Origin of the sequence: Methanobrevibacter olleyae, assembly GCF_900114585.1 — an archaeon.
Classification (GTDB): Archaea; Methanobacteriota; Methanobacteria; order Methanobacteriales; family Methanobacteriaceae; genus Methanobrevibacter; species Methanobrevibacter olleyae.
This window is the reverse complement of sequence record NZ_FOTL01000002.1, coordinates 100072-126214: the sequence shown is the minus strand read 5'-3', so window position 1 is coordinate 126214 and position 26143 is coordinate 100072. Positions and strand designations below refer to the sequence as shown.

Genomic DNA, 26143 nt, shown 5'->3' with positions numbered 1-26143 from the left:
TCATATATTTTGAATTTAATGATTTTTTTATAAATTCAAATATTCTTGAAGGAAGTTTAAAAATGAAATCTGTAGCTATTAATGGATTTGGAACTATTGGTAAAAGAGTGGCTGATGCTGTAGCAGCTCAAGATGACATGAAAGTTATTGGTGTAAGTAAAACTAGGCCAAATTTTGAAGCAAGAACGGCTGTAGAAGAAAAAGGATATCCTTTATACATAGGAATTCCTGAAAGGGAAAACCTATTTAAAGAAGCAGGAATTGAAATTGCAGGTACTGTTGAAGATATGATTCAAGAAGCAGATATTGTAGTTGATTGTACTCCTGGAAATATTGGGCCTCAAAACCTTGAAATGTATAAAAAAGCTGGTGTAAAAGCTATTTACCAAGGTGGGGAAGACCATGAATTAACAGGTTTGTCTTTTAACTCCTTTGCTAATTATGATGATTCCTATGGCGCAGATTATGCAAGAGTAGTATCTTGTAACACTACTGGTTTAACCCGTACTTTACACACTCTTAATCCATTAGTTGATATTAAAAAAGTTCGTGCAGTAATGGTTAGAAGAGGATCTGACCCGTCTGAAATTAAAAAAGGCCCTATAAATGCTATTGTACCTAACCCTCCAAAGGTACCTTCTCACCACGGCCCAGATGTACAAACCGTAATGAAAGGTATTGATGTTACTACAATGGCTTTACTTGTTCCTACTACTTTAATGCACCAACACAATTTAATGGTTGAAATTGGAAATGAAGTAAGTAATGATGAAGTTATTGATTTACTTGAAAAACGTTCCAGAGTGATGGTAGTTGAAGCTGGTGCTGGCTTAGACTCTACTGCTGCACTTATGGAATATGCTAAAGATTTAGGAAGAAGTAGAAATGACTTGTATGAGATTCCGGTATGGAAAGAATCTATTAATGTTGTAGATAATGAATTGTTCTATATGCAAGCAGTACACCAAGAATCTGATGTAGTACCTGAAAATGTAGATGCTATTCGTGCAATGTTAGAAATAGAATCTGATAGGGAAAAATCCATTACTAAAACTAATAAATCCATGGGTATTTTATAATTAAATAGAATTTTTCTATTTAATTTTCTTCTTTTTTTAGTCTTTATATCTTTATTTGATTTTACAATTTTTACAAATTTTTTATTGTATATTTTTATCATATTTTACTTTTATGGTTTGATTTTTATGAAAGATAAGGTTATTTTTGGCCCAGCTGGAAAACCAATTGATTTTAAAGGAAAGGCATTTGAATCTCCTAAATTTTTAGGACCTCTTGGATTATATGCATTTGAATATCAATCAACTTATGGTGTTAAAATTGGCGAATCCTCTGCGCTTAAACTAAGAGAATATGCTGATGAATATGGAGTTTTAGTCTCTATGCACTGTCCATATTATATTAATGTATGTTCTAAAGAGGAGGAAAAAATTGATTCGTCTATTGAAAGATTAGTTCAATCTGCAAAAGTTGGAGAATTTATGGGTGCATATAGGCTCGTATTTCATCCGGGTTTTTATTCAAATAGAAAACCTGAAATCTGTATGGATTTAGCTAAAAAGACTTACACAAGACTTCTTATAAGATGTGAGGAAGAAGGAATAGAAAATTTCACCTTTGCACCTGAAACAACAGGTAAACTTTCTCAATTAGGAAATATTGATGAGATTATTGAAATGTGCGCTAGCTTTGACCATTTTGAACCGACTATTGACTTTGCTCATGTTCATGCAAGAGGAAGAGGTCTTTTAAATAAAAAAGAAGATTACAATTGTATTTTTTCAAAACTTGAAGATAATTTAGATATGGATAGGCTTCATTGTCATTTCACTACAATAGAGTACACTGACAAAGGTGAAAGAAAGCATCATACCTTAGCTGAAGATGATGAGTATGGTCCACATATTAAAGATCTTTTATTAAATTTAATAGAAAACGATTGGAAAGCTACTATCATTTGTGAAACACCTTTAATAGATCAAGATGCTTTAAAGATGAAACAACTTTATGATAGTTTAATTTAAGACAATTACTTATAATAATTAATATTTTTTTTATCTAATGAAAATATTTAAATAATGTTAAACATATATGTAATCTAACAAATATATAAAAAGTTTATTCTGAATTTAAAATATTTTTAATTTATTTAATTAAATTAAGATTTATTTTAAAGAAGCTTATAATTTTGATTATAATTATGATGTGATAAATGTGAAATCTGAAAATAAAAGTTCAAATATTAAAAAATCAGAAGTTTCTATAAAAAATAGATCAAGTTTTTCTGATAATGAAACTAAGGTTCTTGTATTAGAAACTGCAGGTTATCCTTTTAACTTTGGATTATTAGAAGGACCTAATTTAGAAATATCTGATAGAGTTCTTTTTGAACAATATGCCATAGATCAATGGAGTGGAACAAGGGTAAAAACTGGTTCTTATCTTTTTGATCAAAAGATCATTCCAGATTTTGCTTTTAAAATTCTAACAGCACATCCTGAAAACTCTGTAATAGGAGAAAATACTTCAATTGTAATAGTTACTAACAATGAAGAAAAACAAGATTCTGTAAAAAGAGTTAAATCTAATGTATTCTTTGAGGATGTTGTAGGGCAAGAAAATGCTAAGAAGAAATCTAAATTAATTTATAAATACCTTCAAGATCCTGAAAAGTTTGGTATGTGGGCCCCTAAAAATGTTTTATTTTATGGTCTTCCAGGTACTGGCAAAACTATGCTTGCAAAGGCACTATCAAATGAATTAGATATTAATTTATTCTTAATTAAAGCAACATCATTAATCGGAGACCATGTTGGAGATGCAGCAAGTAAAGTTCATGATTTATATGAAGCTGCATTAAAATCTGCACCTTCTTTAATATTCATTGATGAAATTGATGCAATTGCATTACATAGGTCTTTTCAATCATTAAGGGGGGATGTTTCTGAAATTGTAAATTCTCTTTTAACTGAAATGGACGGTATCAATTCCAATGATGGTGTTGTAACTATTGCAGCTACTAATAATCCATCTTCTATTGATTTTGCAATTAGAAGTCGTTTTGAAGAAGAAATAGAATTTAAATTACCAGATGATAATGAAAGAAGAGAAATTATTAAATTAAACCTCAATACTTTTCCATTGAAATATGATTTAGATATTGATAAATTAGTAAAAATTTCTAAAAGAATGTCTGGTAGGGACATTAAAGAAAAAATACTAAAAACTGCCCTTCATAATGCAATAATCAATGATAAAGAAATAGTAACTATGGAAGATATTTATTTTGCATTAGATATTAATAAATATAAAAAAGAAGAAATTAGGGGAATGTTTGAATAGTTAGACATTCTATTTTTTTTACTTATCTTTAAGATTGCTCTGCTAATCTTAAACCTAGATTTTATTTTTAAAACTTTTTTTAAAATACTATTTTTTAAAACTATCTTTTTAATATAGTCTCACACATTTTTATAACATCTTCCTCATTATTTTTCGCTGATTTTTTAATATTTTCAGAAATGTCATAAAATATTTTATTAACAATTGACTTAGTCATCACATCTATAATTTTTATATCCTTTGCATCTACATTACTTAGTTTAACTATGCCTTTTTGACTTTCACGTTGTCTTATTTCTTCCATAGACTCTCTTAAATTACCAAGTATTGGATTTATTTCAATTAAATTAAAGGATTCGTTAAGTAAATCAAATTCATTCCCAATTATTTTTTCTGCTTCTATAACTTCATTTTCACGAAGTTTTTTATTTTCATCTGCAATGCCTCTTAAATCATCAATATTGAACAGATCAATTCCTAATTCTTTAACATCATCTTCAATATCTCTTGGATTTGCAATATCAATAAAAATCATTTTTTTAGGTACTTGCTTATCAAATATTTTCATTAATCTTTTTTTATTAATAATTGCATGTGGTGAACCAGTAGAACTAATAACAAGTTCTGCATTAACTAGTTTTTCTTCTAAATTGTCAAAAAGAATTGCTTCACCATCAAGTTCTTCAGCTAATTTCACTGCTTTATAATAAGTTCTATTTGCAACAAAAATAGCTCTTAAGTTTTTTTCAGCTAATGCCTTTGCAACAAGAGTTCCCATCTTACCGGCACCAATAACAAGAACACATTTGTCTTGTAAGTCTCCAAGATGTTCTTCTGCAAGATCAACTGCTGCAGAACCAATAGAAATAGAGCCCTGATTAATTTTGGTTTTGTTCCTTACTACCTGACCAACGTGGATTGCTTTTGTAAAAATAGCATCTAATTTTTTTCCACAATGCCCTTCTTTTTCACTTTTCTTTTTAGAATCTTTTATCTGACCTAAGATTTGATCTTCACCGATAATCATAGATTCTAATCCAGAACTCATTCTAAATAAATGCAAAATTGCATCATCGTTATAATCTATAATTACAAATTTATTATCACAATCTATCTCTTCATAGCTATAATCATTAGTATAAAGGAAATATTCATACCTATTACAAGTATTGATTTCAATATATTCTCTAATATCCATTTTTTCTTTTAAATCAGAAAATAATTCTTTTAAATCTTTTGATACATTTTCCATTGTTTCTATGTCTGCAAGAGTATGGTCTACACGTATATTGATTATCAATATGGATTCTCCCTTATATTTTTTATGAATGATTTTTATATTTTAGATTATTTTAGAGTTATAATTTTTTAAATCACTTAAAATAAATTCAATTAAAATCTGATTTAATGATTTCTTCTACAAGTTCCTTTGCTTCTATAAACTTATTTTCTTTTAAATATCCTTTGATTTTTTCATTATTTAATATATTATAAAGATATTCCTTTCTTATTTTTTGATCATCTATTTTTTCTTTTAGAAAAGTTCTGGCATAATCTTGAAGTTTTATTTCAAGTAAATCTTCTTCTGTAATTATAGACTGAATCTTTTTTCTAAGTTCACGAGCCATTAAAGGACTTTGCCCATTTGTATAAATGGATATTTCTATATTATCTATAAAAAAACTTGTAGGGATTATTATATTTCCTTTTTCAGGTTTATCTGCCCTATTTATTAATTTTCCTTTACTAATAGATGCTATGTATTCACATAATTCTGCATCGCCACTTGCTGTAACTACTATGTCACTCCATTTAACTATTTCATCAAGATTTTTTAAAGGTGTTAAGATAGCTCCTTTTTTAGTTAATTCATCATCAATTGAATTTCCTGCTAAAATAACATTTGCACCCTTATCTAAAAAGCGATGAGCCCTTCTTGTAGCTACTTCTCCAGTACCTAAAATAAAAACATTTTTATTTTCCACTTCTAAAAAAAGAGAAGTCAATCCCATATTATCACATGTTATTTATTTTTAGTTCAACTGTTTAGATAGTTGCTTTTTAATTTTTTTTATCTTAGAGTTTCGTAGTTTTATTGGTTTAGATAGTTGTTGTTTAGTTTTTTTTATCTTAGAGTTTCGTAGTTTTATTGGTTTAGATAGCTTTTTTTAAATTTTTTATTTTAGAATTTAATAGTTTCATTTTATTTATTTTCTAATTGTTTAAGTTTAAGTAATTTAACAGCCATTCTTAAATCATTATTACAGTCTGTAAGTACTTTTTCAGCTTCTGATTCATTTATATTAAATGTTTGTGAAAGTGCAAATACTGCTTCATTTGAAGTTGGGGGAGTGCCTGCTTTTAAAACAGCCTCTGATAACTCGTTTTTAAGTGTCATATATTCCTCTTCACTCATACCTATTTGATTTAAGGTCATGTCTCTTAAAGGACAAGGTTTTGAAGTTTTACAACACCATACTAATGATCCAAAACAAGTTGCTGGACCTTCACCTAATCTAGTTTCTCTTGCAAATTTTTCTTTAATATCTAAAAATTCTTGAGGAGTTAATCCTACTTCTTTTAAAGCCCCCATAATAGGGCAAGGTTTTACAGGAGGACAGCAGAATGCTAATCCTCTTACATCTCCACCTCTACAAATATGTGACGGTGCATCATCCCATGCCATAATCATTCTCCTTTAATCTTCTAATACAATAATTTAATGAAAATCTTAAAAATCCTATAAAATTTTTATAGATTTATAAGTTAGTATCATAACATGATAAGTTTTGTTTGTTTATATTAATATAGGTTTTTAATATTTTTATTAATTTATTTCTTTTTTTATAAATATTGTTGATAATCAAAAGATCAGTTAATGATAAAAAAATTGTTTTTGAATAGTAAAAATAGTATAAATAAAGATTTAAAAATAAATAAAATGTTTTTTTAAAACAAAAAAAGAAAAGAAAAAGATTAATGATCTTTTAACATGTCTTCTTTTTCTTCACCAGTTAATTCTACAACTATTTCTTCTGGAGTTCCAGTTTTAAGGAGTTTTCCTCCTCTCATTAAGCTTGCCTTATCACAAACATCTAAAACGAAGTCCATGTCGTGTGAAATAATTACAAATGTTTGATCTAATTCATCTCTTGCTTTTAAAATAGAGTTAGTTACGATAATTCTTGTAACTGGATCCATAGTACCTGTTGGTTCATCTAATACAACTATATTAGGTTCTTTAATAAGAACTTGTGCAAGAGCTACTCTATGCCTTTCTCCTCCACTTAACTCATCAGGCCATTTAGCTAACATGCTAATAGACTTGTCTTTTTCAAATCCTACAGTTTCAAGGATATGTGCTGCTTTAATTTTTGCAAATTCTGCAGGTAAGTTTAAACTAATAGCATCAGTTAAGTTTCCTAAAACATCTCTATGAGGATATAAAGAGTATTCTTGGTGTAATAGGCCTAAGTATGAAGTTACACGTCCTCTGTTTAAAGGACCTGGCTTTTTCATATCAATCCAATCATCACCTAGTCTAATTTCAAGTTCTCCACTACTTGGTTCAGTTAAACCAATTATCATTCTAGTTAAAGTAGTTTTACCAGATCCACTAAGTCCAACAATACCATAAATTTCTCCTTTATTTATTGTTAAGCTTACTCCATCTACTGCTTTTACTACTCCCCTTTCAATTGAATAATAATGTTTTTTAATTTCATCAACTTTAATTGCTTCTTCGGTGTGTTCAACTCTTTCAACTTGTTCAGCTTGAGGTACGGTTTCTAAGAACTTTTCAACAATCTCATTTGGATCGCCGTGTTCTATGATTTCTCCTTCATCTAGCCAAATTACATCATCAGCTAGGTGACTCATAACTTCTGGCCAGTGAGATGTAATTACCATACTAATGCCTTCATCTTTAACACCATGAATTAAAGTTTGGTGGAGTTTTTCAGCAGTTTGGGGGTCTAATGTTCCTGTTGGTTCATCTGCTAAAAGTAACATAGGGTTTTTAGCTAATTGCCTTGCAAGTACTACTCTCTGTTTTTCTCCTCCACTTAAGTCACGTGCAACGTGGGTAACCCTATGGCTCATTTGAACCATTTCTAATAGGTCAATAGCACGGTAAATGTTTTCTTCTTCATATCTACCTTCATCACCCATTGCATTTAATACATTGTCAATTACAGTTTGTTCATCGTATAATGCAAAGTTTCTCTGTAACATGATAGAAATTCTTCTTCTGATTGCAGCTTTTTCTAATCTTCCTGCTTTCCAGAAGTCAATTTGCTGGGATTTTAATTCATCTCCACACTCTGGACATTTTTCTCCTGCTTTTGAAGCAGGTTCAACATGTAAACATTTTTTATTTTCACATATTGATAAATCGAAGAGTACTTCTCCACTATCTGGAGCATATTCTTTAGTACCTCTTAACATGTTGATTAAAACTGATTTTCCACTACCACTTCTACCGAGAATACCTAAAGTAGAACCTTCTTCTATAGTTAAGTTAATATCTTTAAGAACAGGTTCTCCATTAAATGACTTATTAATATTTTTTAATGTTATGAAAGACATAAGCCCACCTTTTCTTTTGATAATTAGTTGTAATTATAAATTTTTTATGTTTTAAAATATTATTACTTAATTTTTTATTTAATTTTAAATATTTAATTTCAAATATTTAATATCAAACAATTAAGTTGTTAAATTATATATTTATTATTTTTAAATGATATTATTAATATAAATTTTGATATTTTTTTATATTTTTATTGGTTTTCATAAGTTTTTATTAATTTTTATTATTTTAATTATCTTTTTATTTTTTCTATCTTTATTTTTTCTATCTTTATTTTTTCTATCTTTTTAATTATTCATCTTTAAATCCACATAGTGGTGTTCCACATTCAGGGCATTTTATATTTCTACATGGAAATCCTCTAATTTTTGGTGCGGTATATCCACATTTGGGACATTCGCATGCTTTTGATGGTCCTCTCCCGCTTCCAGGTCCTCCAAAAGACTTTCTTTCCCTTAAAGGAAAATCGGCAGTTTCTGTGATATTGCATATTTGAGGACTTGATGGCTCAATTGATTTATTGTTACTGTTAAAATTATCATTTAAATTAAAATTATCATTCAAGCCATTTTTAATTATTTCAATATTTTCAGATTTACAGTCTGGGCAGTTGGTGTATTCTTTTTTGGGATTGTTCCATTGAAAGCCACAGTCTTTACAAATGTATATTTTATCTTCTGTGGTAAAATTTTCATTATTTATCTCAATTTTCTTAGCTTCAATTAAAGATATTGCCGTCTTTTTTCTTGCAGAGTTGATTATTCTATGGAATGTAGGCTGTGAAATACCCATTAATTCTGCGGCTTCTTTCTGTTTTATATTGTGATAATCTCCTAACCTTATTGCTTCAAATTCATCAAGATTCATTTTTATACTTTCATAATCCTCTTCAGTTGAGACATCTCTATGTTTTAAGCATTTAAAATCAGGTTTTTTCACAATTCTCCTTTCAATTTTTGGTCTAACCATTTATTTGCTCCTTTAAGTTTTAAATTTTTTCCTTAAATAGGCTTTATATATTATAATGAGGGGTTTCATTATGAATATATTTATTATGAATATATATTCATAACATTTAATATATAGTTTATCTTTTGATTAAGAGATTCATAAAAATAGATTAGAATGGTTTAAATAGATTAGGATAGTTTAGGAATAGTTTAAGTAGATTATTATGGGTGTAAAAATAATGATAAAAAGTAGTTTTTTAAAAATAGTTTAAGTATTCAAGCAAAATATACATATTAAATCTTAATTTCATTTAAATCAAAACTTAATTTTCCACTAATAGCTGCTCTAGCTATTGAAATAGCATTTGCTCCGGCATTTAGCATTTTTTCTGCTTGGGAAATTGAATTAATAGAATTGTTTCCAATAATAAAAATATTTGTATTTTTGGATATTTTTTCTATTAAATCGAAATCAGCATCTTTTACTCCTATTTTCATAGCATCAATATGTAAATAATCTACTCCACAACTTTCAGCTAATTTAGCAATTTCAAGGTTATCTACACCTTCAACATTAGCTCTCATTTTAAGTGAAACTTTTGATTTTGATTTTTTAACAACTTCTTTAATATAATCTTCTAAGTCTGGACGTAAAAGCATACTTTGCCCACAACCGACTGCAACAAGTTCTTCTTGTCTGCAATGACAATTTATTTCAATTATATCTAATTGTGGTATTTTGCTAATTTCAATAAGTGAATCTGGTGTGTGTCCTCTTAAATTTGCAGAAACAGTAATGTCAAAACTATTTTTAATTGTGTTAACTTCATTTTCAATTACTTCATAAATTTCTTCTTTAGGGTAATTAAACTCTTTTCTCCCTCTTGCTATAATTTTTTTACAGGCTTCTATTGATTCTCTATCAGTGTTGTACCCTCCAATAGTGACTGTGTCAAATCCATAGGGTATTAATTTCATTGTAAATTCTGCATTTGTTATTCCAGCCATAGGTGCAAGTACTTTAATATTAACACTTCCTTAAAAAGTAAAAACAGTTTCAATTTATAAAAGTCACCACAAGAATTTTTCATTAAAATTCTCGTAAAAATTTACCATAAGAATTTTTCATTAAAATTTTCATATAAAGTCATATACTGTGTTTAATTTTAATAATAATAATAAAATATAAATATAATAATTAATAATAATCTATGAAATAAAAAATTAGAAAAATGGAAATAAAAAGAAAATTTAAATTAAGTGAAAATAAGTTTTATTGAAGCTCTTCAATTAGATGTATCCATTCTTTATTATTTCCTTCACGAATTATTTCAAGTCCTATGTCTGCCATATATGCAGCATCTTCTATATTGTCTGCTCTACCAATACCTGCTTTTAAGCCGATACCTATTTCTTCTTTAATATCTATAAGTATTTTGGTAAGATCTTCTTCATTTAATCCATTACATGGGGACATGAAATTGTCTCCACCAATGAAGAATAATAATGCTCCTTTCTCTCTTAATTTAGTCATTAAGTAATGCTGTGCTTTATTTACCATGAAACTTGTATCAAAGGCAGATTCTATATCAGTTAAAGTTTCTGTAACACTATTAATATCAATATGTGCAGCTTGTACAAAGCTATCTTCTGGATTTTCAATTAAATTATTAATTGCTAAAATTTCTTTTCTTCCAGATTGTGCTCCTCCCTTTTCTTGAAGAGCGATTGTAGCTAATCTTTGAGCCTCATGTGCAGTTTCTGCTGCCCCTACACCCATACTGATTGTAACAGGGTATCGGTTTCTAATAGATCTTTGAATTCTCATGTGGTCTTCTTCATTAAGGCCATTTGTAACTGCTAATAAGTTATCGAATCTTGTAAAGAACACTAAACCTTTCTTAGCAGCTATTTGCCTTTGTACATCTGCAAAAAGTTCTGCTTGTAAAATTTGAAGGTCTGATTCAGTACGTGGTTTTGGAGTAACTGTCCATGGACCATAATTATCGATTTGTATCAAAGTCATTTGTATCATATATTTTCACCTAATATTAATAATATTTAGTTATAACTAAAATAATATTTAAACTTTAACAATTTTTTATAGCTATTTATTAAAAATTTTAAATATTTTATTATCCATTTTATTTTTTTCTTATTTTTAAGCTGATTATTCGATTATTCTAAAACAATTTTTGCTAGATTAATTTTATCTTCAAGTGTTTTCATAAAGGTATTGCTTACTATAGCTTCTGGAATAATTTTTTCAATTTCTTCTTTAGAAGATTCATCCTGGTTATCAATAACTAATTTATTTAAAAATGACCTATAAAGCTTGGCAACACCTATTGATGAACTTTCATAACCAAAAGAGCTCATAAATTTATTAGCTGGACCGCTGAATGCAGATTTGCCAACAAATGGGGAAACTGCAATTACTTCTTTATCTTTTAATGCCTGTTCAACACCTTCAATTGTGGTAATTGGCCTAATTGACGTTATTGGATTAGATGGACCAATAATGACTTTATCAGATTTATTTATTGCTTCAATAAGCTTGGGACTTGGACTAACATTATCATATTTTACTTCAAGCACTTCACATTCACACTGATATCTGATTAAGAATTCATGAAAGTCTATTTCACCATGTTCTCTTGTAATAATTTTTATTTCAGAATCTTCATCACTCATAGGGATAATTGTAGCTTCAATACCAAGTTTATTTTTTTGGAATTCAACTACTTCAGTTAAAGTATAATCTTTTAATAGAATAGCTTTTTGAAGTTCAATTGCTCTATCCATATCTCCTATTTTAAGAAGTTCACAAGTTCCCATTTCAATTAGTTTTTCTCTAATTGTAAATGTATCCCCTTTAATCCCATACCAAAACTCTTCATCTATCATATCTGCAAAGGTATACATAACAGTATCAATATCTGCTGCAATATATCCTCCAGATAAATAATGATTTTCAACAGTATTTACTATTACAGTAATTTTTTCTTCGGGATAAATTTCTTTTATTCCTTGGATTAATTTTGGAGTTCCAGTACCTCCAGAAAGTATAGTTATCATATTTACACTCTTGTATTTTCTGTTTAAAAATTAAATATTGTTTCTAATTTAATTTATTTAGTTTAAAATTCTTCTTTTAATGAACCACCACAGTTAGGGCATGGTGTTTTTATAGAAATTACTAAAGACATCTCATTATTACAATTAGGGCAGTAATTATTTTCAAGAATATTTCGCCTATCTTTATAAGATGTCTTTTTAAAGTCGAAAAATAGTATTTTATAGCTAGAAGAATTTTTAGAAATTTTTTTAGTTAAAATTTTTTCAATTTTCTCTAGATTAAAAAGTTCATTAGTTTCTGGAACATATGTTTTTATTAATCTCTTACAGTGGGGACAATAATTTTCATAAAGAAATCCGGATATTAATGATTTAGTCATTTTATCAGAGCTTTCTTTATTTAAACTTTCTTCAATAAGCTCTAATTTATTTTTAGACTTTAATTCAAAATCAGAAGTTAAAATAGATTCAATGGATTCAATAGATTCTATATCATCTAAGTCAGAACTTAAATAAAAAATTAAATTTTTATCTTTAAGTGAAAAATCACAATTTTCACATTTAAAATTGATTTCAAACATATTATACACTTAAAATGAAAAAATTTAAATTAGCTATTTTCTAAAAACATCAAATTCTTTAGGTCTAAGCAGTGGCTTAATTCCTATTTCAGTATCTCTAAGATGATTGAATGCTTCAAAGCCTCTAATTAAAACTACAGGAATTCCTTCATTTGCCTGTCCCATTAATAATGATGCTGCAGCTGCAAGTTCATCAGCAGTAGCTATTTCTGTAGTTTCAAGACTTCTTCCATATAGGTCTTTCTCACCAATTCTTACCCAAAGAGGTTTAATTCCAGAGCAACCAATAGCTGTTCCTATTGCACCAACTCTAAATGCTCTACCTTGTGTATCTGTAATTATTACTGCAAGTTTTTTATCACTTATATATTCTAAATATTCTCTTATTTCTTTTGCAGATGCATCAGGATTTATAGGTATGGGTTTTGCTAATCCATCATCAACATTAGACTCATCAATTCCAGAATTTGCACAAACAAAACCATGTTTGGTTTCAGTAACTATAAAATTAGGTCCTAGTTCAACAACTTCTTTAGATTCTTGAAGAATTATTTCAACAAGTTTAGGGTCTTTTTTAGATTTTTCTGCAATTTCAATAGCTTCTTCTGAGGGAATGATTTCATCAATTCTTATAATATTTCCTTCTGCTTTTGAAATTAATGTCTCAGCAATAATTAAAATGTCACCATCTTCAAGATCTAAGCCTTCTTTTTTTAAATCTTCTTCAATAATTTTAGCAATATTATCTCCTTTTTTTACCAAAGGGATTTCTTTTAACCCAAATAATTCTAAAGTCATGTTTAAATTTTATATCTATGAAAATATAAAAAACTATTGATATTTTATATAATTATTTTATAATTAATATTTTATTAAAAGGTTCTATTTAATAAAAGACTTTATTTAATAAAAGACTTTATTTAATAAAAGTTTTTATTTAATAAAAAGTTCTATTTAATAATGATATTTTATTTACACTAATTTTCTTTTTATTGGTAACTATTACTTTTAATTAAATGTTTATTTTCCCTATTTTTTTTAAAAATTTTACAATATGCTTTTATATTAAAAATAATAAAGATTATACTAATTAATAATATGATTTTTTCTAATATGATTTTTTCATAAAGGATAAGATATTATTTTAATTTGAATTATTATTTAATTGAATTTAATTAAATCTAATTATAATTTGAGTAATTTATTAATGTCTTTAGAAATAGTTTTTAATATAATCATTATTGTACTATTTAATCATTTAATTAATTTCTTAAGAGGATAGTATGAAGAGGATAGTATGGTTTTAGAAATACTTACTAGTGGATTTGGCATGATTATGGAGATGTTACAAAGTGGAGGAGCTATTACTTATATAATTCTTTTACTTGGTATATATGGTCTGCTAATATCTGTAAGAAAGGTATTTTACCTTAGAAAAATAAGCAAAATTGATGCTACTGAAATTATGGGAACAATCACATCTTCTATGGAGCAAGGAGGAGCTATTGAAGCTTTAAAAAATATTAGTCACTATAAAAATCCTGTTTCTAGAATTATGTCAGAGGCATTGAAAATAGGTTATAAGAATAAAACAGAAGTAGAAGAAAGTATGGAGCAAATTTTCATTGTTGAAATGAGTAAAATGACTAATGGAATCAATGCTTTAAAAACTATTATTGAATTAGCTCCATTTTTAGGTTTGATTGGTACTGTATTAGGTATTTGGCTTACCTTTAAAAATTTAGGTGTCAACCCTAGTGCTGCAACAATGGCTGAGGGTATTTATATTGCGCTTATCACTACTATTGCAGGTTTAACAGTAGCTATTGTTCTTATGCCATTATATACTTATATTAAAAGTTTAATCGATACAGAGATGGACAAAATTGAATTAGCTACTAAAATGACTAATTGGAGCTATGCAGTAATTAAAATTAGAGTTTATGAGAAATTACCTTGTGTTATTGAAGCTCTTCAAGAAGCAGAAGGTATTGTCAGTGTAAAAGAAATCACTGACCCTTATTCAAATATTCAAATTTCATTTAAACCAAGTATGCTTGAAAAGAGTATTAGTAATATCATTCTAGAAAAATGTGATGTGAAATCTGAAATTACTGAAAGTAAATTGAGACAATAAGTGAGGTTGATAATTTGGCAATTGATATTAAACATCATAAAGAGAAATTAGGTGGCAATGAACCTGAAATTAATTTAGTGCCTTTTATTGATATTTTATTTACATTACTTATCTTTTTAGTAGTAACTAGTACTTTTGGTGCTGCAAGTGTTTCTGATGATACAGGTACAGGAACTGGAAAACCGAATATGACTGACACTGCTGGTGATGCAGAGTACTATTTAATTCCTGTTGCAGGATTAAAAAAGGTTACTGTTAATGGTGTAGATATGTCCTCTGAGATAAAAGGAAATGCTATTGGTGTTCATGCAAGGGTACTTGATCAGGGGGATGTTCAAATCAAGACGAGTGAGCATGCTATAATTATCCAAACACCAGCTGGAATGAGTCCTCAAGAGGCAGTTCATAGTCCGGAGTGATTTTTTAGGATATTTAAATTTATTTTTTTAATTATTTTTTATTTTAAAGAATTGTTTTATTTTTTTAATTTTTTAATTGTTTTTTATTTTAAAGAATTGTTTTATTTTTTTAATTTTTTAATATTTTCTTTACTTTAAAAATTTTTAAATTTTATATATAACTGGGGTAAAAACAATGTATTTAGGTAGAATTATTTCCGCTGGAAAAACAGAAAATGGAAAACCATTTGTAGCTTATAGAGTTTCAAGTAGATCTTTTCCTAATAGGCAGGTAAAAGCTCTTGAAGATGAAGCAGCAATTATTCCAAAAGAAGGGTTTGAAAAAGATATATTTAAAAACACTTATATTGCATATAATTGTTTAAAACTTGTAGATGATATTGCAATTATTTCAAATGGTTCGCAAACTGATCCAATTGCAGATAAAATAGCTCTTGGTATGAATATTAGAGATGCCTTAGCATATTCTTTAATCACTTTAGATTATGAAAAAGATGATTATAATACTCCAAGAATTGCTGCAGTTGTAAAAGGAGATGAAGGTAGTTACGAAGCTTATATTGGAATTGTAACTGATAATAAAGTTTTAGTTGAAAAAATAGATGATGATGGCGCTCAGTTTATTTCTACTTATGAGAAAAATACACCTGAAGATGTTATTTATTCTGCAGAAAATCCTAATGATGCATGTAAATTTATTTTCGATGAAGGTGACTTTGCTGAGTTTGAACATCCAGTTTGTTCAGTTGCAGCTATTTTTGATGAAAAATGGAACATTTCTGGATTAAATCCTAAATAATTCTTTTTTTCTTTATTTTTTAATTATTTATTTTATAAACTTTTTTTACTTTTTTATTTTTAGTTATTTATTTTATAAAACTCTTTTTTTTTATTTTATGTGCTATTTTATATTTTATAACTAGATTTAATAATCAAAGCATTTATATTAATTTAATTTTTCAGCTTCTTTGATTTTTTGAACATTTCCCCAAGTTCTTCTTACAAAATCAGGCATTTCATCATATTTAAATTTCTTTAAGAAGTTTTTAGTTTTTGGATCACTTGGATATCCAGAACCGATTCCATCTCTATCTTTAGTGGATTTTATATATTCTTTATTGATTTCCTCAATCAGCAGATCTCTTTTTGTTTTTGCAATAATTGAAGCAGCTCCAACGGTTAAATATTTATCATCTGCTTTATGCTCAGCAATAACCTCGCTGGCATTTCCCACATACTCTTGCATTTCATCTTGAAGTCTACCTTCTTTAATATCTAAAGAATCAATAATTATCCTATCAGCCCTTAAATTAGATACTATTTTACGCATTGCTAACTTTTCTATTTGGTTAAGATTAATTCCTTTTTCCCTTAAAGTATCTATGTCCTTTGCAGTAATAACTACAATTTCATAATCAAACATCTTAGTTAATTTACGATATAAAACAGTTCTTCTATTTGGAGTTAATCTTTTAGAGTCTTTTACACCCATTCTTTCGATAATTTTTTCTTTTTTCTCAGGTATAACTATTCCTGCAACAACCATTGGTCCTAAAACAGGACCTCGTCCTGCTTCATCTAATCCTAGTGTATCCATGTTATTAATCCAGTTTTTTATTAAATATTTTTAACCTTTTTTAAATATTTTTTCCTTTATAAAAATAAGTCTTTTAAATTTTGAAAAATAGTTAATATTTTAATGGTGTATGAGTTATCAGTGTTTAAAAGGAATATTATGGATTGTAAAAACAATCCATAGTATTTATACGTATTAATTAACGCTTGAAATTGTTAAATATTTATTTCATAGCTTTTAAACGTACTTCTGGTTCTAAAGCTAATGGTTCAGCAGCTACAATAGCAGTTCCTTTTGCAACTACAGTCATAGGATCATCAGATATTTTGATTGGAACTTCAGTTTCATCAAATATTCTTTCTTTAAGACCTTTTAACCTAGAACTTCCCCCAACTGCAACAGTATTATTATAAATTCCCATCATTAATTCTGCAGGTAATCTTTCTAATATGAGGTTTAATCCACCAATGACTTCTTTTATAATAGGTTCAACTGCATCTGCAACTAACATTGAGTCAATAACAACTTTTTTAGGTCTGTTAGTTTCTAATGATTTGCCAATAACTTCATAATTTAAGTTTTCAAATTCTTCACTACAGTGAATCATACCAACTTCCATTTTTGCAGCTTCTGCATCGTGAATACTTATTGCAGCATTGTATTTTTCTGCAACTAACTCAACGATTCTATTATCAATATCATCTCCACCGAACCTTACAGTTTCAATGTCGTTTATTCCTCCAAGGGAAATGATTACTAAATCAGTGGATCCTGCACCAATATCTATTACCATGGTTCCGTTAGGTTCTGCTATAGGTAATCCTGCACCAATAGCTGCAGCTAAACCTTCACTAACTACTAAAACATATTCTGCCCCTGCTTTTCTACCGATTTCTTCAGCAGCATTTTTTTCTACTTCAGATGCATCTCCAGGAATTCCAATTACAATTCTTCCTACAGTTTCTCCTTCGTTGATACCAATTTCCATTGCTCTAATGAGTAATGCTTGTGCCTGTGCAACATTTTCAATTACACCTTTTTTAAGTGGTCTCACTGCTACAATATCTTCTGGAGTTCTACCTAACATTTTTTTAGCTTCTTCTCCAACAGCAAGCACTGCAGAAGGATCATCTTTTTTAACAGCAACTACAGAAGGGATTTGGTATAAATCAAATTTATCTCCTGATGGTTTTGCGATTACAGTGTTTAATGTACCTAAGTCGATACCTAAACTATTTTTCACAACTCTAGTTGGTTCAATTTCAATAGCGTCTTCATTTCCGAAAATACTCAAAGTTATTCCTCCATTGATAAAATAAAATTAAATAATTTATTATATTGCTTAATTAATTTAAGATTTAATTTATTATCTAAATCCTATTTTTTTAAAAATTAAAAATTCTTAAAAAAATAAATTAATTAATATTTATAATAATAGTTATTTATAATTTTTATTAATAATAAGTTTTTGTATAAAAATATGAAAAATATTTTAAAGTTGGATGATGTGTATTTAGTAGAAATTTTAAAAAGTAGTAAATATGAACTAAAGAGTTTTATTTTCTTCTATAGTAAATATGATTTAAAAAGTTTTATTTTTCTTCTATAGTAAATATGATTTAAAAAGTTTTATTTTTATTCTATAGTAAATATGATTTAAAAAGTTTTATTTTTCTTCTTGTGTTTGGTTTTTTGTTTGGGTTTCTTCATTTGCTGGTGTTTTATTTTCTTTAGTTTCTTCTTGAATTCTTTGTTTTTCTTTATCTTGGATTGTTTTCTTTAAATCAATGCTAAATAGGCTATTATCTTGACTAATTTGTTTTACTAGTTCAATATTTTCTTCATCTATTACAGAGATTAAAAGTGCAGATAAAACAACATCACTCATATCAAGTATTGGTGTTATTGTATTTCTTAAAAATGATGGTAATTTGATTTTTGTATTAAGCTCAGCTTTTATGAAACTACTGGTATGATCTTCTGTTAAAATATTTATTTTAGCATTTTGCCTATTTGTTTCTCCATTAAATGATTTCATAGGTTCTTCAGGACCAATAATCACTAATAAATTAGGGACTGTTTCTATATGTACTTGAGTAATTTCTATTGATGCTCCACCATTTTCTCTACATCTATTTCTAATTTCACTAATTTTTAATGATTCTCCTTTGAGCATAATACAGTCGAATCTTTTTGCAGTATATCTATCTAAAATTTTTATAGATTCTCTAAATAAAATTTGAACTCTATCTTTAGCAGTAATTGCATTATATGCTATATCATCAACTAATTTTTCATTACCTGTTATGATACACCATGCATGTTCACTATTCTCTCTTGAAGAAACTTTTGCCGCTCTTCTAAGAATTTGTATTCTCTCTTCAATCATATAATCACTTAATAGAGTTTAAATCCATTTTCAAATTCTTATTTTAAATAATTAGTATTACTTTATTCACTAAAAATTAAGAATTTTAATATTATTCTATTTTAATATATTTTCTTATTGTAATATATAATTTTGTCTTTAGGAATATCTTATTGTAATATATAATTTTGTCTTTAGGGTTATTGTTTATTTTTTTAAGTTCATTTTTAGAGTTTATTAGTTTTTCATTTTAAAAAAGTTTTAATTAAAAAAATCATGATTTAAAAATTTATTTTCTAAATTCATATTTTCAAAAGTTTGAAAAATTCTTTTTTAAATAGGATAAAATAAGATAGTATAAAATAATAGAATATATTAAATACTATTGATTAATATAATAATTATTGGATATAATTAATTAATGGAGTATTTTTTATTTTTTAATTAAGTTTATTAATGAATTTAAGAAATTTATTTCATGTGGGAATTCATTTCATATTAAAAAATTTACTTTATTTAATTAAATTTATTTTGATTAAAAATAATAATTTTAGTTCATTTTTTAATTTTAATTAAATTTTTTTATTAAATCTTAATTTTAACATCAAATTATTATTTTTACTTTAATTAAAAGAATTTATATTCTTTTTTAGAAAAAATTAATAAGGAGTTTGTTTAAAGTATTATTGGAGTCAAATTATGAGATTAAAAAGTGTTGGAATGGGATATTTTTTAGCTATTCCTGATATCATTTCAATATTGAATTTGGTATTTGGATTTTTAGCTATTTTAATGGTTATGGATAATCATTTAACATATGCATCAGTATGTGTACTTATTGCAGTTGTTTTTGACTCTGTAGATGGATGGGTTTCTAGAAAACTTAATCGTAATGACCAACTTGGTTTTGGTAAAAATATAGATTCTTTAGCAGATATTGTATCTTTTGGTGTAGCACCTTCAGTTATTTTATACTACATTGGATTAGGTATATCTGATTGGGCAGCTTACTTAGTAGCTATTGTTGCTATTTTCACACTTATCTGTGGTATTTTAAGACTTACTCGTTATAATATAATTTCTGATAGAATTAATTATCCTGGGTTTGTTGGTTTCCCAATACCTGCTACTGCGATTATATTAGTGTCTTATTATCTTAGTGGATTATTCAATATTATCGTTGCCACTATATTAATGCTATTTGCAGGTTATTTAATGATTAGTACAATTAGATATCCTAAAGTGGATAATTATTATCTTATCGGATTCAGTGCCTTAATGATAATATTATTAATTTTACCTATTGATATCTTTATTGGAGCAGTAAATCTTCCAGCTTTAATATTATTTGTATTATCATTAATCTATATGTTTATGACATTTTTAGAATTTTTCATTGATACTGAAGAGGCATTGACTGTAGAGAATGTCAATAGAAATATAGTTCAAGCTAGAGAAATAACAACTAATAAATTTGGCCTTTCATTAACCTCTGCTCAAGAAGCATTTAAATCTATGAAAGATACTATTAATCAAGTTTCTTCTGGAGAAATCGTTGGAGAAAATAAAGAATATAGTGAAGAAAAAAATAAAATTGATGAAGAGGATAAATTAGAAAATATTAGCACTGGTGAAGTAGAAAACGAATAATTTTATTTAAATTATATATATGTAATTTTTAAACTTAGTGATTTATTTAATTTATATATATGTAATTTTAAACTTAGTGATTTATTTAAATTATATGGGTAATTTTTAAACTTAGTGATTTATTTAAATTATATTTATTTGTTTTTATTTTTTAATTTATTTTATTTATTTTATTTTTTTTAAATCTTAATTTTATTTATGTTCTATTAAGGGATTTATTCTATTTTATCAAACTATTTTTATCAAATTAAGTGATTATTAATTAAATTTAATTCTATTATCTTCAAACCTGTTTTTCTATTTTATATATCTCATTTTATTTTAGGTTTGATAACTATGACTAATCGAAAAAATCGATTTAATTTATTTAAAAATAATTCATTTAAATCTAAATTTAAAAATTTATGGGGAAAAAATAAATTAAAATCCGATGGTAATAATAAGGATAAAAAGGGAAGTCATTTGAATTTTACTAATTTTGATTCTATCATCCCAGAAAATTCTCCTTTAAAAAATAATTCTAGTTCAAGTTCTGGATTTTATAATGATAAATTTAGTTCTAAGGATATTTTTAATATTGATGAAGATTTAGAAGGTGTTGATGAAAAATATGAAAAATATATTTATTCTCATGATTGTGATGATTTAACTGACTTTGAAAATTCCCGAGAGGTTGGTTCTTTTAATGAAGCTAAACCTTTTAATAGCTTAGATTATGAGGAATCAGATTTAAATTTTTCTAAAAATTCAATAAATAATGGCTATTATAAAAAGAAAAATATTGATAAAAATAGTGCTAATAAGAAAAATATTAAAGATGTCTTATTAAATTTTAAAAATAGTTTATTGAATAAAGATAGCTCTTCAAAGTCATTATTTGGTAAAATAGCAATTATATTAATATTTTTAGTCTTAATATCCTCGGTATTTTATTTTTTTATTTATCAACCATTTCAAAATGAATTAAATTTAGAAAAAAATTCAAAATTAAACGAACTTAATGCATTGTATAAAGGACCTTTGGAACTTAATGAAAATTTTTATTCTTTAGAAAATCAGATAAATCAAGCTTATGATATTGATGAAATTAGATCTATTGATGTTTTAAGGTATGCTACTAAAGATTGGAGAATCTATCACAGTTCAAAAATTGTATCTTCTAAGGATGCTTTTGGTAGAGTTATGATGTCTTATGGAGAAAGTAAAAATGTCATAATGTCTGTTAAAGATGCTAATGAATTTATTAGGGATAATGACGCTAAAATTTTATCAAATGTTCAATTTGAAAAAGTTAATACAGTAATCGTTCCAATTTCTCTTTCAAGACTTCAAGCTACTGCTGGTTTAATTTCTGTAGGATCTGTTGTTGATATTTATTCTTTAAATAATGATTCTTCAGAATATAATGGATATGGGGATATAAAGGATGAATCGGATTCTATCCATTCAGAGGATAATTCTCTAAATAATACTTTATCCAGTAATGGTAAAGGTGCTGGTGATAATGAAAATTTAGAATATAATTCTAGCTATGGATCTAGTTCATTTAGTAATTTATCACAAAATAAGTTAGAAAAGATAGAAGAGGGTCCTAAAGTAAGTGGTGCCACTGTTTTAGCTATTTTACGTTCTAAAGATAGTGGATTAGTAGATAGCACTATCTCTATATCAAATACTATTATTAAAGGAAATCAAACTAATCTTTTTGAGAACAGAACTTCCTTTTCAAGTGATGTAGAAGAACTTCTCAAAAGAGAGCTATTGAATTCAAATAGGAATAATAATACTTTAGACTCTTATTTAATGAATTATGGTATTAGATTATCTAACTTTGAACGTATGTCTAATTTAGGAGATTTGGATTCTGAATACATTATTCTTTTAGAAGTCCCACAATCTGATGTTAATTTCGTGATAAATAATATGGATAATTTAATCTTAACAATTCCTACAGATTTTGCACCTAATTGGGCAGTATCAGAATTAAGTGAAACATATTATCAAAATTTATATCAAAATCAATCTTTAGATCTTTTTTAATTTTTTATTTTTCATTAGCTTTTTTCATTTTTTCTTTTAATTTTTTATTTCTCATTAGCTTTTTTCATTTTTTCTTTTAATTTTTTATTTCTCATTAGCTTTTTTCATTTTTTCTTTTAATTTTTTTTTAGAAAACTTTTTGTGTTTTTCTTTTAATTTTTTAATAATTCATTTTCATTTTATAATAAAAATATTAAAAATTTATTAAATATAAAAAATAGATAAAAATGTATAAATCTGAGTATATAAATTGGTGTATATTTGAGTATATAAATTGGTGTATATTTGAGTATATAAATTGGTGTATATTTGAGTATATAAATTGGTATATATTTGACTATATAAAATTATATTAAAAAATTTAAAATATAGTATTTAATTTTATTGATGATTTTTATGGATTTTAAAAATATAAAATTTTCAACAATTATTGTAATTATTGCTTTTTTAATTATAGGATTATATGCTTTAACAGAAGTAAATTACTTTGCATATAAAAATGTTGCTGAATCTAATGATACTAATGCATCTGTAGTTATTATTCCATCTATTGGTGTTTTTGAAAAAATTAATAATGTTTCTATATCTCAAGGTGTTTATATAGATGATTATTCTAATATTCCAACTAAGGGGGATGTTGTTTTATTTGGTCATAGAACATTGCAAGGCTCTCCATTTTTACGCTTAGATACTCTTAAAAAAGGAGATATAATTACATTAGAATGGCCAGGTATCGGTGAGGTAAATTATACTTTTAAAGAATCTAAAATAGTCTCACCAACTAATGATTTAAAGTTAAATGAAAGTCATGAAACTGGAGATATACATAAGCAGGAATTATTTTTAGTTACATGTCATCCAATAGGTTCAACTGCTGAAAGGTTAGTTGTAACAGCTGATTTAGATTCAATAAGTTTAATTAATGAAACTGCTTTAGAAGAGAATCCTCAAGCTCATTGGGCATGGTTTATAATGTTAGGATTTTTAGTTTTAGGCTTAATCGTAGTTTATTTCACACCTGTTGAGGAAAGAAAAATCATTTTAGCAGTTGTTATAGCAATAACAATTGTTCTTATTTATTTCTGTATTTTCCCAGTATCTTCACAGATATGGGCAGACCAGTTAGGATGGTTAAATAGTTTAATGGGAATTAATTAATCGATCTATTAATCGATTAGTGTTAATTTAAAGTTTATTTATAATTTACTTCTAGTTTAATTTTTGAGGTATTTCTATGGACAGTAAAGAAAAATATTTTTCAAATATTTCAAATAGAGAACGAGCTATATTTGAAGGAGCTATTAGTATGGGGGCTCTTTTCCATCAATTTGTAGGAACTCCTTTTAATAAAAAAACTATTCCAAGTTTAGAAAAAGCTATGGAAGAATCCTTTACTTTACAACCTTGTATTGATAAAGTAGAAGTTTCTATTGATTTAGACAGATTAGATAAAGCTATGACTGAATTTGAATACACTTCTCTTAGTGGAGATATGATAGATGTTAAAATTTATTCAAAAGTAGAGGATGTTTTAGCAGTTATAAGAATTAAATTTATTGAAGAGTTAAATTATCCCTTAATGTTTGTTGAAGAAATTATAGAATGATTCTTTCAATTAACTCTTTTTATTCTATTTATCTCATTTACTCAATTTTTATTTTATTTACCTTGTTTTGTTCTATCTTTTTATTTTATTTACCTTGTTTTGTTCTATCTTTTTATTTTATTCATGTTCCTTTTTATCAAAATGATGTTTTTTATATTAATTTCCTTATCTTTTTTAGTTTTTATATTTTTTAAATCTACTAATATACTAAATTATTTAAGTAAACAAATCATATATATTAGTATTATGATTTATATCTTAGAATTAATTATTGTATTGAGGTATTTATTCTAATATTTTAAAGTAATTTATTTTCAGTATAATAAGATAATAGTTGAATTATTTGTCTTCAATTAGTTGTAATTTTTGATTTATATATGGTTAAGCTTAATAGTTTATTTATTATCTTGATATGCAATGAGTAATAAGTGTGAGATGATTTAATGATTATTATAGATTCTAAACTTTGTAAAGGATGCGATATTTGTATAGCTACTTGTCCTAAAAAAGTTTATTCAAAATCGGATAAAGTAAACACTAAAAACGTTTATCTTCCTTTTCCTGAAAATGAAGAAGGTTGTACTAAATGTGGTTTATGTGAATTATCCTGTCCTGATCAAGCTATTTATGTAGAAAAAGAGGTGGAATAATGGTGGAAGAATGTTTTGTTCAAGGAAATGAAGCTTGTGCATTAGGTGCAATTGCTGCAAATTGTAGATTCTTTGCAGGTTATCCAATTACTCCATCTACTGAAATTGCTGAGAAGATGTCTATTTTGCTTCCGAAATATGGTGGTTCATTTGTTCAAATGGAAGATGAAATTGCATCAGTTGGAGCTATTGTTGGAGCTTCATGGAGTGGTATGAAATCAATGACAGCTACCTCTGGTCCAGGTATTTCATTAATGCAAGAAAATATTGGCTATGGCTTTATTACTGAAACCCCTATTGTAATAATTAATGTTCAAAGAGGTTCCCCATCTACTGGCCAACCTACGATGTCTGCACAATCAGATATGATGCAAGCACGTTGGGGTTCTCATGGAGATTATGAACCTATAGCTTTAGCTCCATCTTCAGTACAAGAGTTCTTTGATTTCACTGTTGACGCATTTAATTTAGCTGAAAAGTATAGAGTTCCTGTTGTTGTTCTTGCAGATGAAGTTGTTGGACACATGAGAGAAAAATTAATAATTCCAGATAAAATTAATATTCTTACAAGAACAAGACCAGAACTTCTTGAAGGTGAAGAGTACTTACCATTTGATGCTCCTTTAGATGGAACTACTCCTATGCCATCATTTGGTGATGGATTTAATATTCATGTTTCTGGCTTAACTCATGATGAAAGAGGTTATCCTGATACTAATAATCCTGAAGCTCATACTAAATTAGTTGAAAGACTATGTAATAAAATCTTAAATAATAGAGAAGATATATACTCGGTTAAAAAAGAATTATGTGATGATGCAGATATTGTAATTGTTTCTTATGGATCTCCTTATCGTTCTGTTGGAGCTGCGATGAAACAAGCAAGAGCAGAAGGTATTAAAGTAGGATCTCTTAAAATTGATACTCCATGGCCTTTCCCTGAAGAAGAAATATTAAAAATAGCTGAAACTGCTAATGATATTATTGTTCCTGAAATGAACTTAGGTCAAATGGTTCATGAAGTTGAAAGAGTAGCTAGTGGAAAAGCTAATGTACACCTTATAGATAAAATTGGAGGGGTACTTCATAAACCTGAAGAAATATTGGCAAAAATCAAGGAGATTAGTGAATAGGTGG

25 protein-coding genes are annotated in these 26143 nt (G+C 26.9%); 12 read left to right on the top strand and 13 right to left on the bottom strand.

Translation table 11 applies throughout. The features are described 5' to 3' along the window. Positions 1 to 62 precede the first annotated feature (62 nt). From BM020_RS01195 to BM020_RS01185, 3 genes are all read left to right on the top strand, one after another. Positions 63 to 1079 (top strand): phosphorylating glyceraldehyde-3-phosphate dehydrogenase, encoded by a 1017-nt coding sequence (locus BM020_RS01195; protein WP_074797950.1) that lies wholly within the window; start codon positions 63 to 65, stop codon positions 1077 to 1079. 126 nt (positions 1080 to 1205) lie between these two features. Further along, positions 1206 to 2042, top strand: a complete 837-nt coding sequence (locus BM020_RS01190) for a TIM barrel protein (RefSeq protein WP_074797947.1) — start codon at positions 1206 to 1208, stop codon at positions 2040 to 2042. Positions 2043 to 2232: 190 nt separating this feature from the next. Continuing rightward, positions 2233 to 3360: an AAA family ATPase gene (locus BM020_RS01185; RefSeq protein ID WP_074797944.1), complete on the top strand. Its 1128-nt coding sequence runs from the start codon at positions 2233 to 2235 to the stop codon at positions 3358 to 3360. Between the two features lie 100 nt (positions 3361 to 3460). Here the strand turns inward: BM020_RS01185 and hemA are convergent, their stop codons facing one another. From hemA to BM020_RS01135, 10 genes are all read right to left on the bottom strand, one after another. Then, positions 3461 to 4660: a glutamyl-tRNA reductase gene (gene hemA, locus BM020_RS01180; RefSeq protein WP_074797940.1), complete on the bottom strand. Its 1200-nt coding sequence runs from the start codon at positions 4658 to 4660 to the stop codon at positions 3461 to 3463. An 88-nt stretch (positions 4661 to 4748) separates the two neighbouring features. Further along, positions 4749 to 5372, bottom strand: a complete 624-nt coding sequence (locus BM020_RS01175; RefSeq protein ID WP_067147510.1) for a precorrin-2 dehydrogenase/sirohydrochlorin ferrochelatase family protein — start codon at positions 5370 to 5372, stop codon at positions 4749 to 4751. A gap of 191 nt (positions 5373 to 5563) precedes the next feature. Then, positions 5564 to 6046 carry a methanogenesis marker 9 domain-containing protein gene (locus tag BM020_RS01170; protein ID WP_067147507.1) on the bottom strand — a complete coding sequence of 161 codons (483 nt, stop codon included), beginning with the start codon at positions 6044 to 6046 and terminating at the stop codon, positions 5564 to 5566. 290 nt (positions 6047 to 6336) lie between these two features. After that, the gene (atwA, locus tag BM020_RS01165) at positions 6337 to 7947 is read right to left on the bottom strand and encodes a methyl coenzyme M reductase system, component A2 (RefSeq protein ID WP_067147504.1); all 1611 of its coding nucleotides are present in this window, start codon (positions 7945 to 7947) and stop codon (positions 6337 to 6339) included. Positions 7948 to 8242: 295 nt separating this feature from the next. Continuing rightward, positions 8243 to 8920 (bottom strand): DUF134 domain-containing protein, encoded by a 678-nt coding sequence (locus tag BM020_RS01160; RefSeq protein WP_067147501.1) that lies wholly within the window; start codon positions 8918 to 8920, stop codon positions 8243 to 8245. A gap of 275 nt (positions 8921 to 9195) precedes the next feature. Continuing rightward, positions 9196 to 9909 carry an MJ0144 family RNA dihydrouridine synthase-like protein gene (locus tag BM020_RS01155; RefSeq protein WP_067147498.1) on the bottom strand — a complete coding sequence of 238 codons (714 nt, stop codon included), beginning with the start codon at positions 9907 to 9909 and terminating at the stop codon, positions 9196 to 9198. 265 nt (positions 9910 to 10174) lie between these two features. Further along, positions 10175 to 10936 (bottom strand): GTP cyclohydrolase III, encoded by a 762-nt coding sequence (locus BM020_RS01150; protein WP_067147495.1) that lies wholly within the window; start codon positions 10934 to 10936, stop codon positions 10175 to 10177. 143 nt (positions 10937 to 11079) lie between these two features. Beyond that, positions 11080 to 11979 (bottom strand): 2-phospho-L-lactate transferase, encoded by a 900-nt coding sequence (gene cofD / locus BM020_RS01145; RefSeq protein ID WP_067147492.1) that lies wholly within the window; start codon positions 11977 to 11979, stop codon positions 11080 to 11082. A 62-nt stretch (positions 11980 to 12041) separates the two neighbouring features. Continuing rightward, the gene (locus tag BM020_RS01140) at positions 12042 to 12560 is read right to left on the bottom strand and encodes a hypothetical protein (protein ID WP_067147490.1); all 519 of its coding nucleotides are present in this window, start codon (positions 12558 to 12560) and stop codon (positions 12042 to 12044) included. Between the two features lie 33 nt (positions 12561 to 12593). Beyond that, complete coding sequence (locus BM020_RS01135) at positions 12594 to 13358, bottom strand: coenzyme F420-0:L-glutamate ligase (RefSeq protein WP_067147487.1); 765 nt, start codon at positions 13356 to 13358, stop codon at positions 12594 to 12596. Positions 13359 to 13857: 499 nt separating this feature from the next. On the opposite strand from BM020_RS01135, the gene BM020_RS01130 reads away from it, so the two are divergent. The 3 genes from BM020_RS01130 to BM020_RS01120 all read left to right on the top strand — a co-directional run bounded on the left by BM020_RS01130 (position 13858) and on the right by BM020_RS01120 (position 15915). Then, on the top strand, positions 13858 to 14697 hold the full coding sequence (locus BM020_RS01130; RefSeq protein ID WP_067147484.1) for a MotA/TolQ/ExbB proton channel family protein: 840 nt from the start codon (positions 13858 to 13860) through the stop codon (positions 14695 to 14697). A 14-nt stretch (positions 14698 to 14711) separates the two neighbouring features. Beyond that, positions 14712 to 15116 carry an ExbD/TolR family protein gene (locus tag BM020_RS01125; RefSeq protein ID WP_067147480.1) on the top strand — a complete coding sequence of 135 codons (405 nt, stop codon included), beginning with the start codon at positions 14712 to 14714 and terminating at the stop codon, positions 15114 to 15116. A 175-nt stretch (positions 15117 to 15291) separates the two neighbouring features. Beyond that, positions 15292 to 15915, top strand: a complete 624-nt coding sequence (locus BM020_RS01120; RefSeq protein ID WP_067147476.1) for an IMP cyclohydrolase — start codon at positions 15292 to 15294, stop codon at positions 15913 to 15915. Between the two features lie 147 nt (positions 15916 to 16062). Here the strand turns inward: BM020_RS01120 and rnhB are convergent, their stop codons facing one another. The 3 genes from rnhB to BM020_RS01105 form a co-directional block, all read right to left on the bottom strand. Continuing rightward, positions 16063 to 16713 carry a ribonuclease HII gene (rnhB, locus tag BM020_RS01115; protein ID WP_067147473.1) on the bottom strand — a complete coding sequence of 217 codons (651 nt, stop codon included), beginning with the start codon at positions 16711 to 16713 and terminating at the stop codon, positions 16063 to 16065. 202 nt (positions 16714 to 16915) lie between these two features. Continuing rightward, positions 16916 to 17986 carry a rod shape-determining protein gene (locus BM020_RS01110; RefSeq protein WP_067147470.1) on the bottom strand — a complete coding sequence of 357 codons (1071 nt, stop codon included), beginning with the start codon at positions 17984 to 17986 and terminating at the stop codon, positions 16916 to 16918. A gap of 372 nt (positions 17987 to 18358) precedes the next feature. Further along, positions 18359 to 19081, bottom strand: coding sequence for a hypothetical protein (locus tag BM020_RS01105; protein ID WP_067147467.1), 723 nt, complete (start codon positions 19079 to 19081; stop codon positions 18359 to 18361). Positions 19082 to 19759: 678 nt separating this feature from the next. On the opposite strand from BM020_RS01105, the gene BM020_RS01100 reads away from it, so the two are divergent. The 6 genes from BM020_RS01100 to BM020_RS01075 all read left to right on the top strand — a co-directional run bounded on the left by BM020_RS01100 (position 19760) and on the right by BM020_RS01075 (position 26139). After that, positions 19760 to 20710 carry an archaetidylserine synthase gene (locus tag BM020_RS01100; protein ID WP_067147464.1) on the top strand — a complete coding sequence of 317 codons (951 nt, stop codon included), beginning with the start codon at positions 19760 to 19762 and terminating at the stop codon, positions 20708 to 20710. Positions 20711 to 21046: 336 nt separating this feature from the next. Continuing rightward, positions 21047 to 22750, top strand: a complete 1704-nt coding sequence (locus BM020_RS01095) for a hypothetical protein (protein ID WP_067147461.1) — start codon at positions 21047 to 21049, stop codon at positions 22748 to 22750. Between the two features lie 396 nt (positions 22751 to 23146). After that, complete coding sequence (locus BM020_RS01090) at positions 23147 to 23908, top strand: class E sortase (RefSeq protein WP_067147457.1); 762 nt, start codon at positions 23147 to 23149, stop codon at positions 23906 to 23908. A 76-nt stretch (positions 23909 to 23984) separates the two neighbouring features. Next, entirely contained in the window at positions 23985 to 24356 is a 372-nt protein-coding gene (locus BM020_RS01085; RefSeq protein ID WP_067147455.1) for a dihydroneopterin aldolase family protein, read from the top strand. A 443-nt stretch (positions 24357 to 24799) separates the two neighbouring features. Continuing rightward, the gene (locus tag BM020_RS01080; RefSeq protein ID WP_067147452.1) at positions 24800 to 25006 is read left to right on the top strand and encodes a 4Fe-4S dicluster domain-containing protein; all 207 of its coding nucleotides are present in this window, start codon (positions 24800 to 24802) and stop codon (positions 25004 to 25006) included. Continuing rightward, positions 25006 to 26139, top strand: a complete 1134-nt coding sequence (locus BM020_RS01075) for a 2-oxoacid:acceptor oxidoreductase subunit alpha (RefSeq protein ID WP_067147449.1) — start codon at positions 25006 to 25008, stop codon at positions 26137 to 26139. The genes BM020_RS01080 and BM020_RS01075 overlap by 1 nt, the downstream gene beginning before the upstream one ends. Positions 26140 to 26143 lie beyond the last annotated feature (4 nt).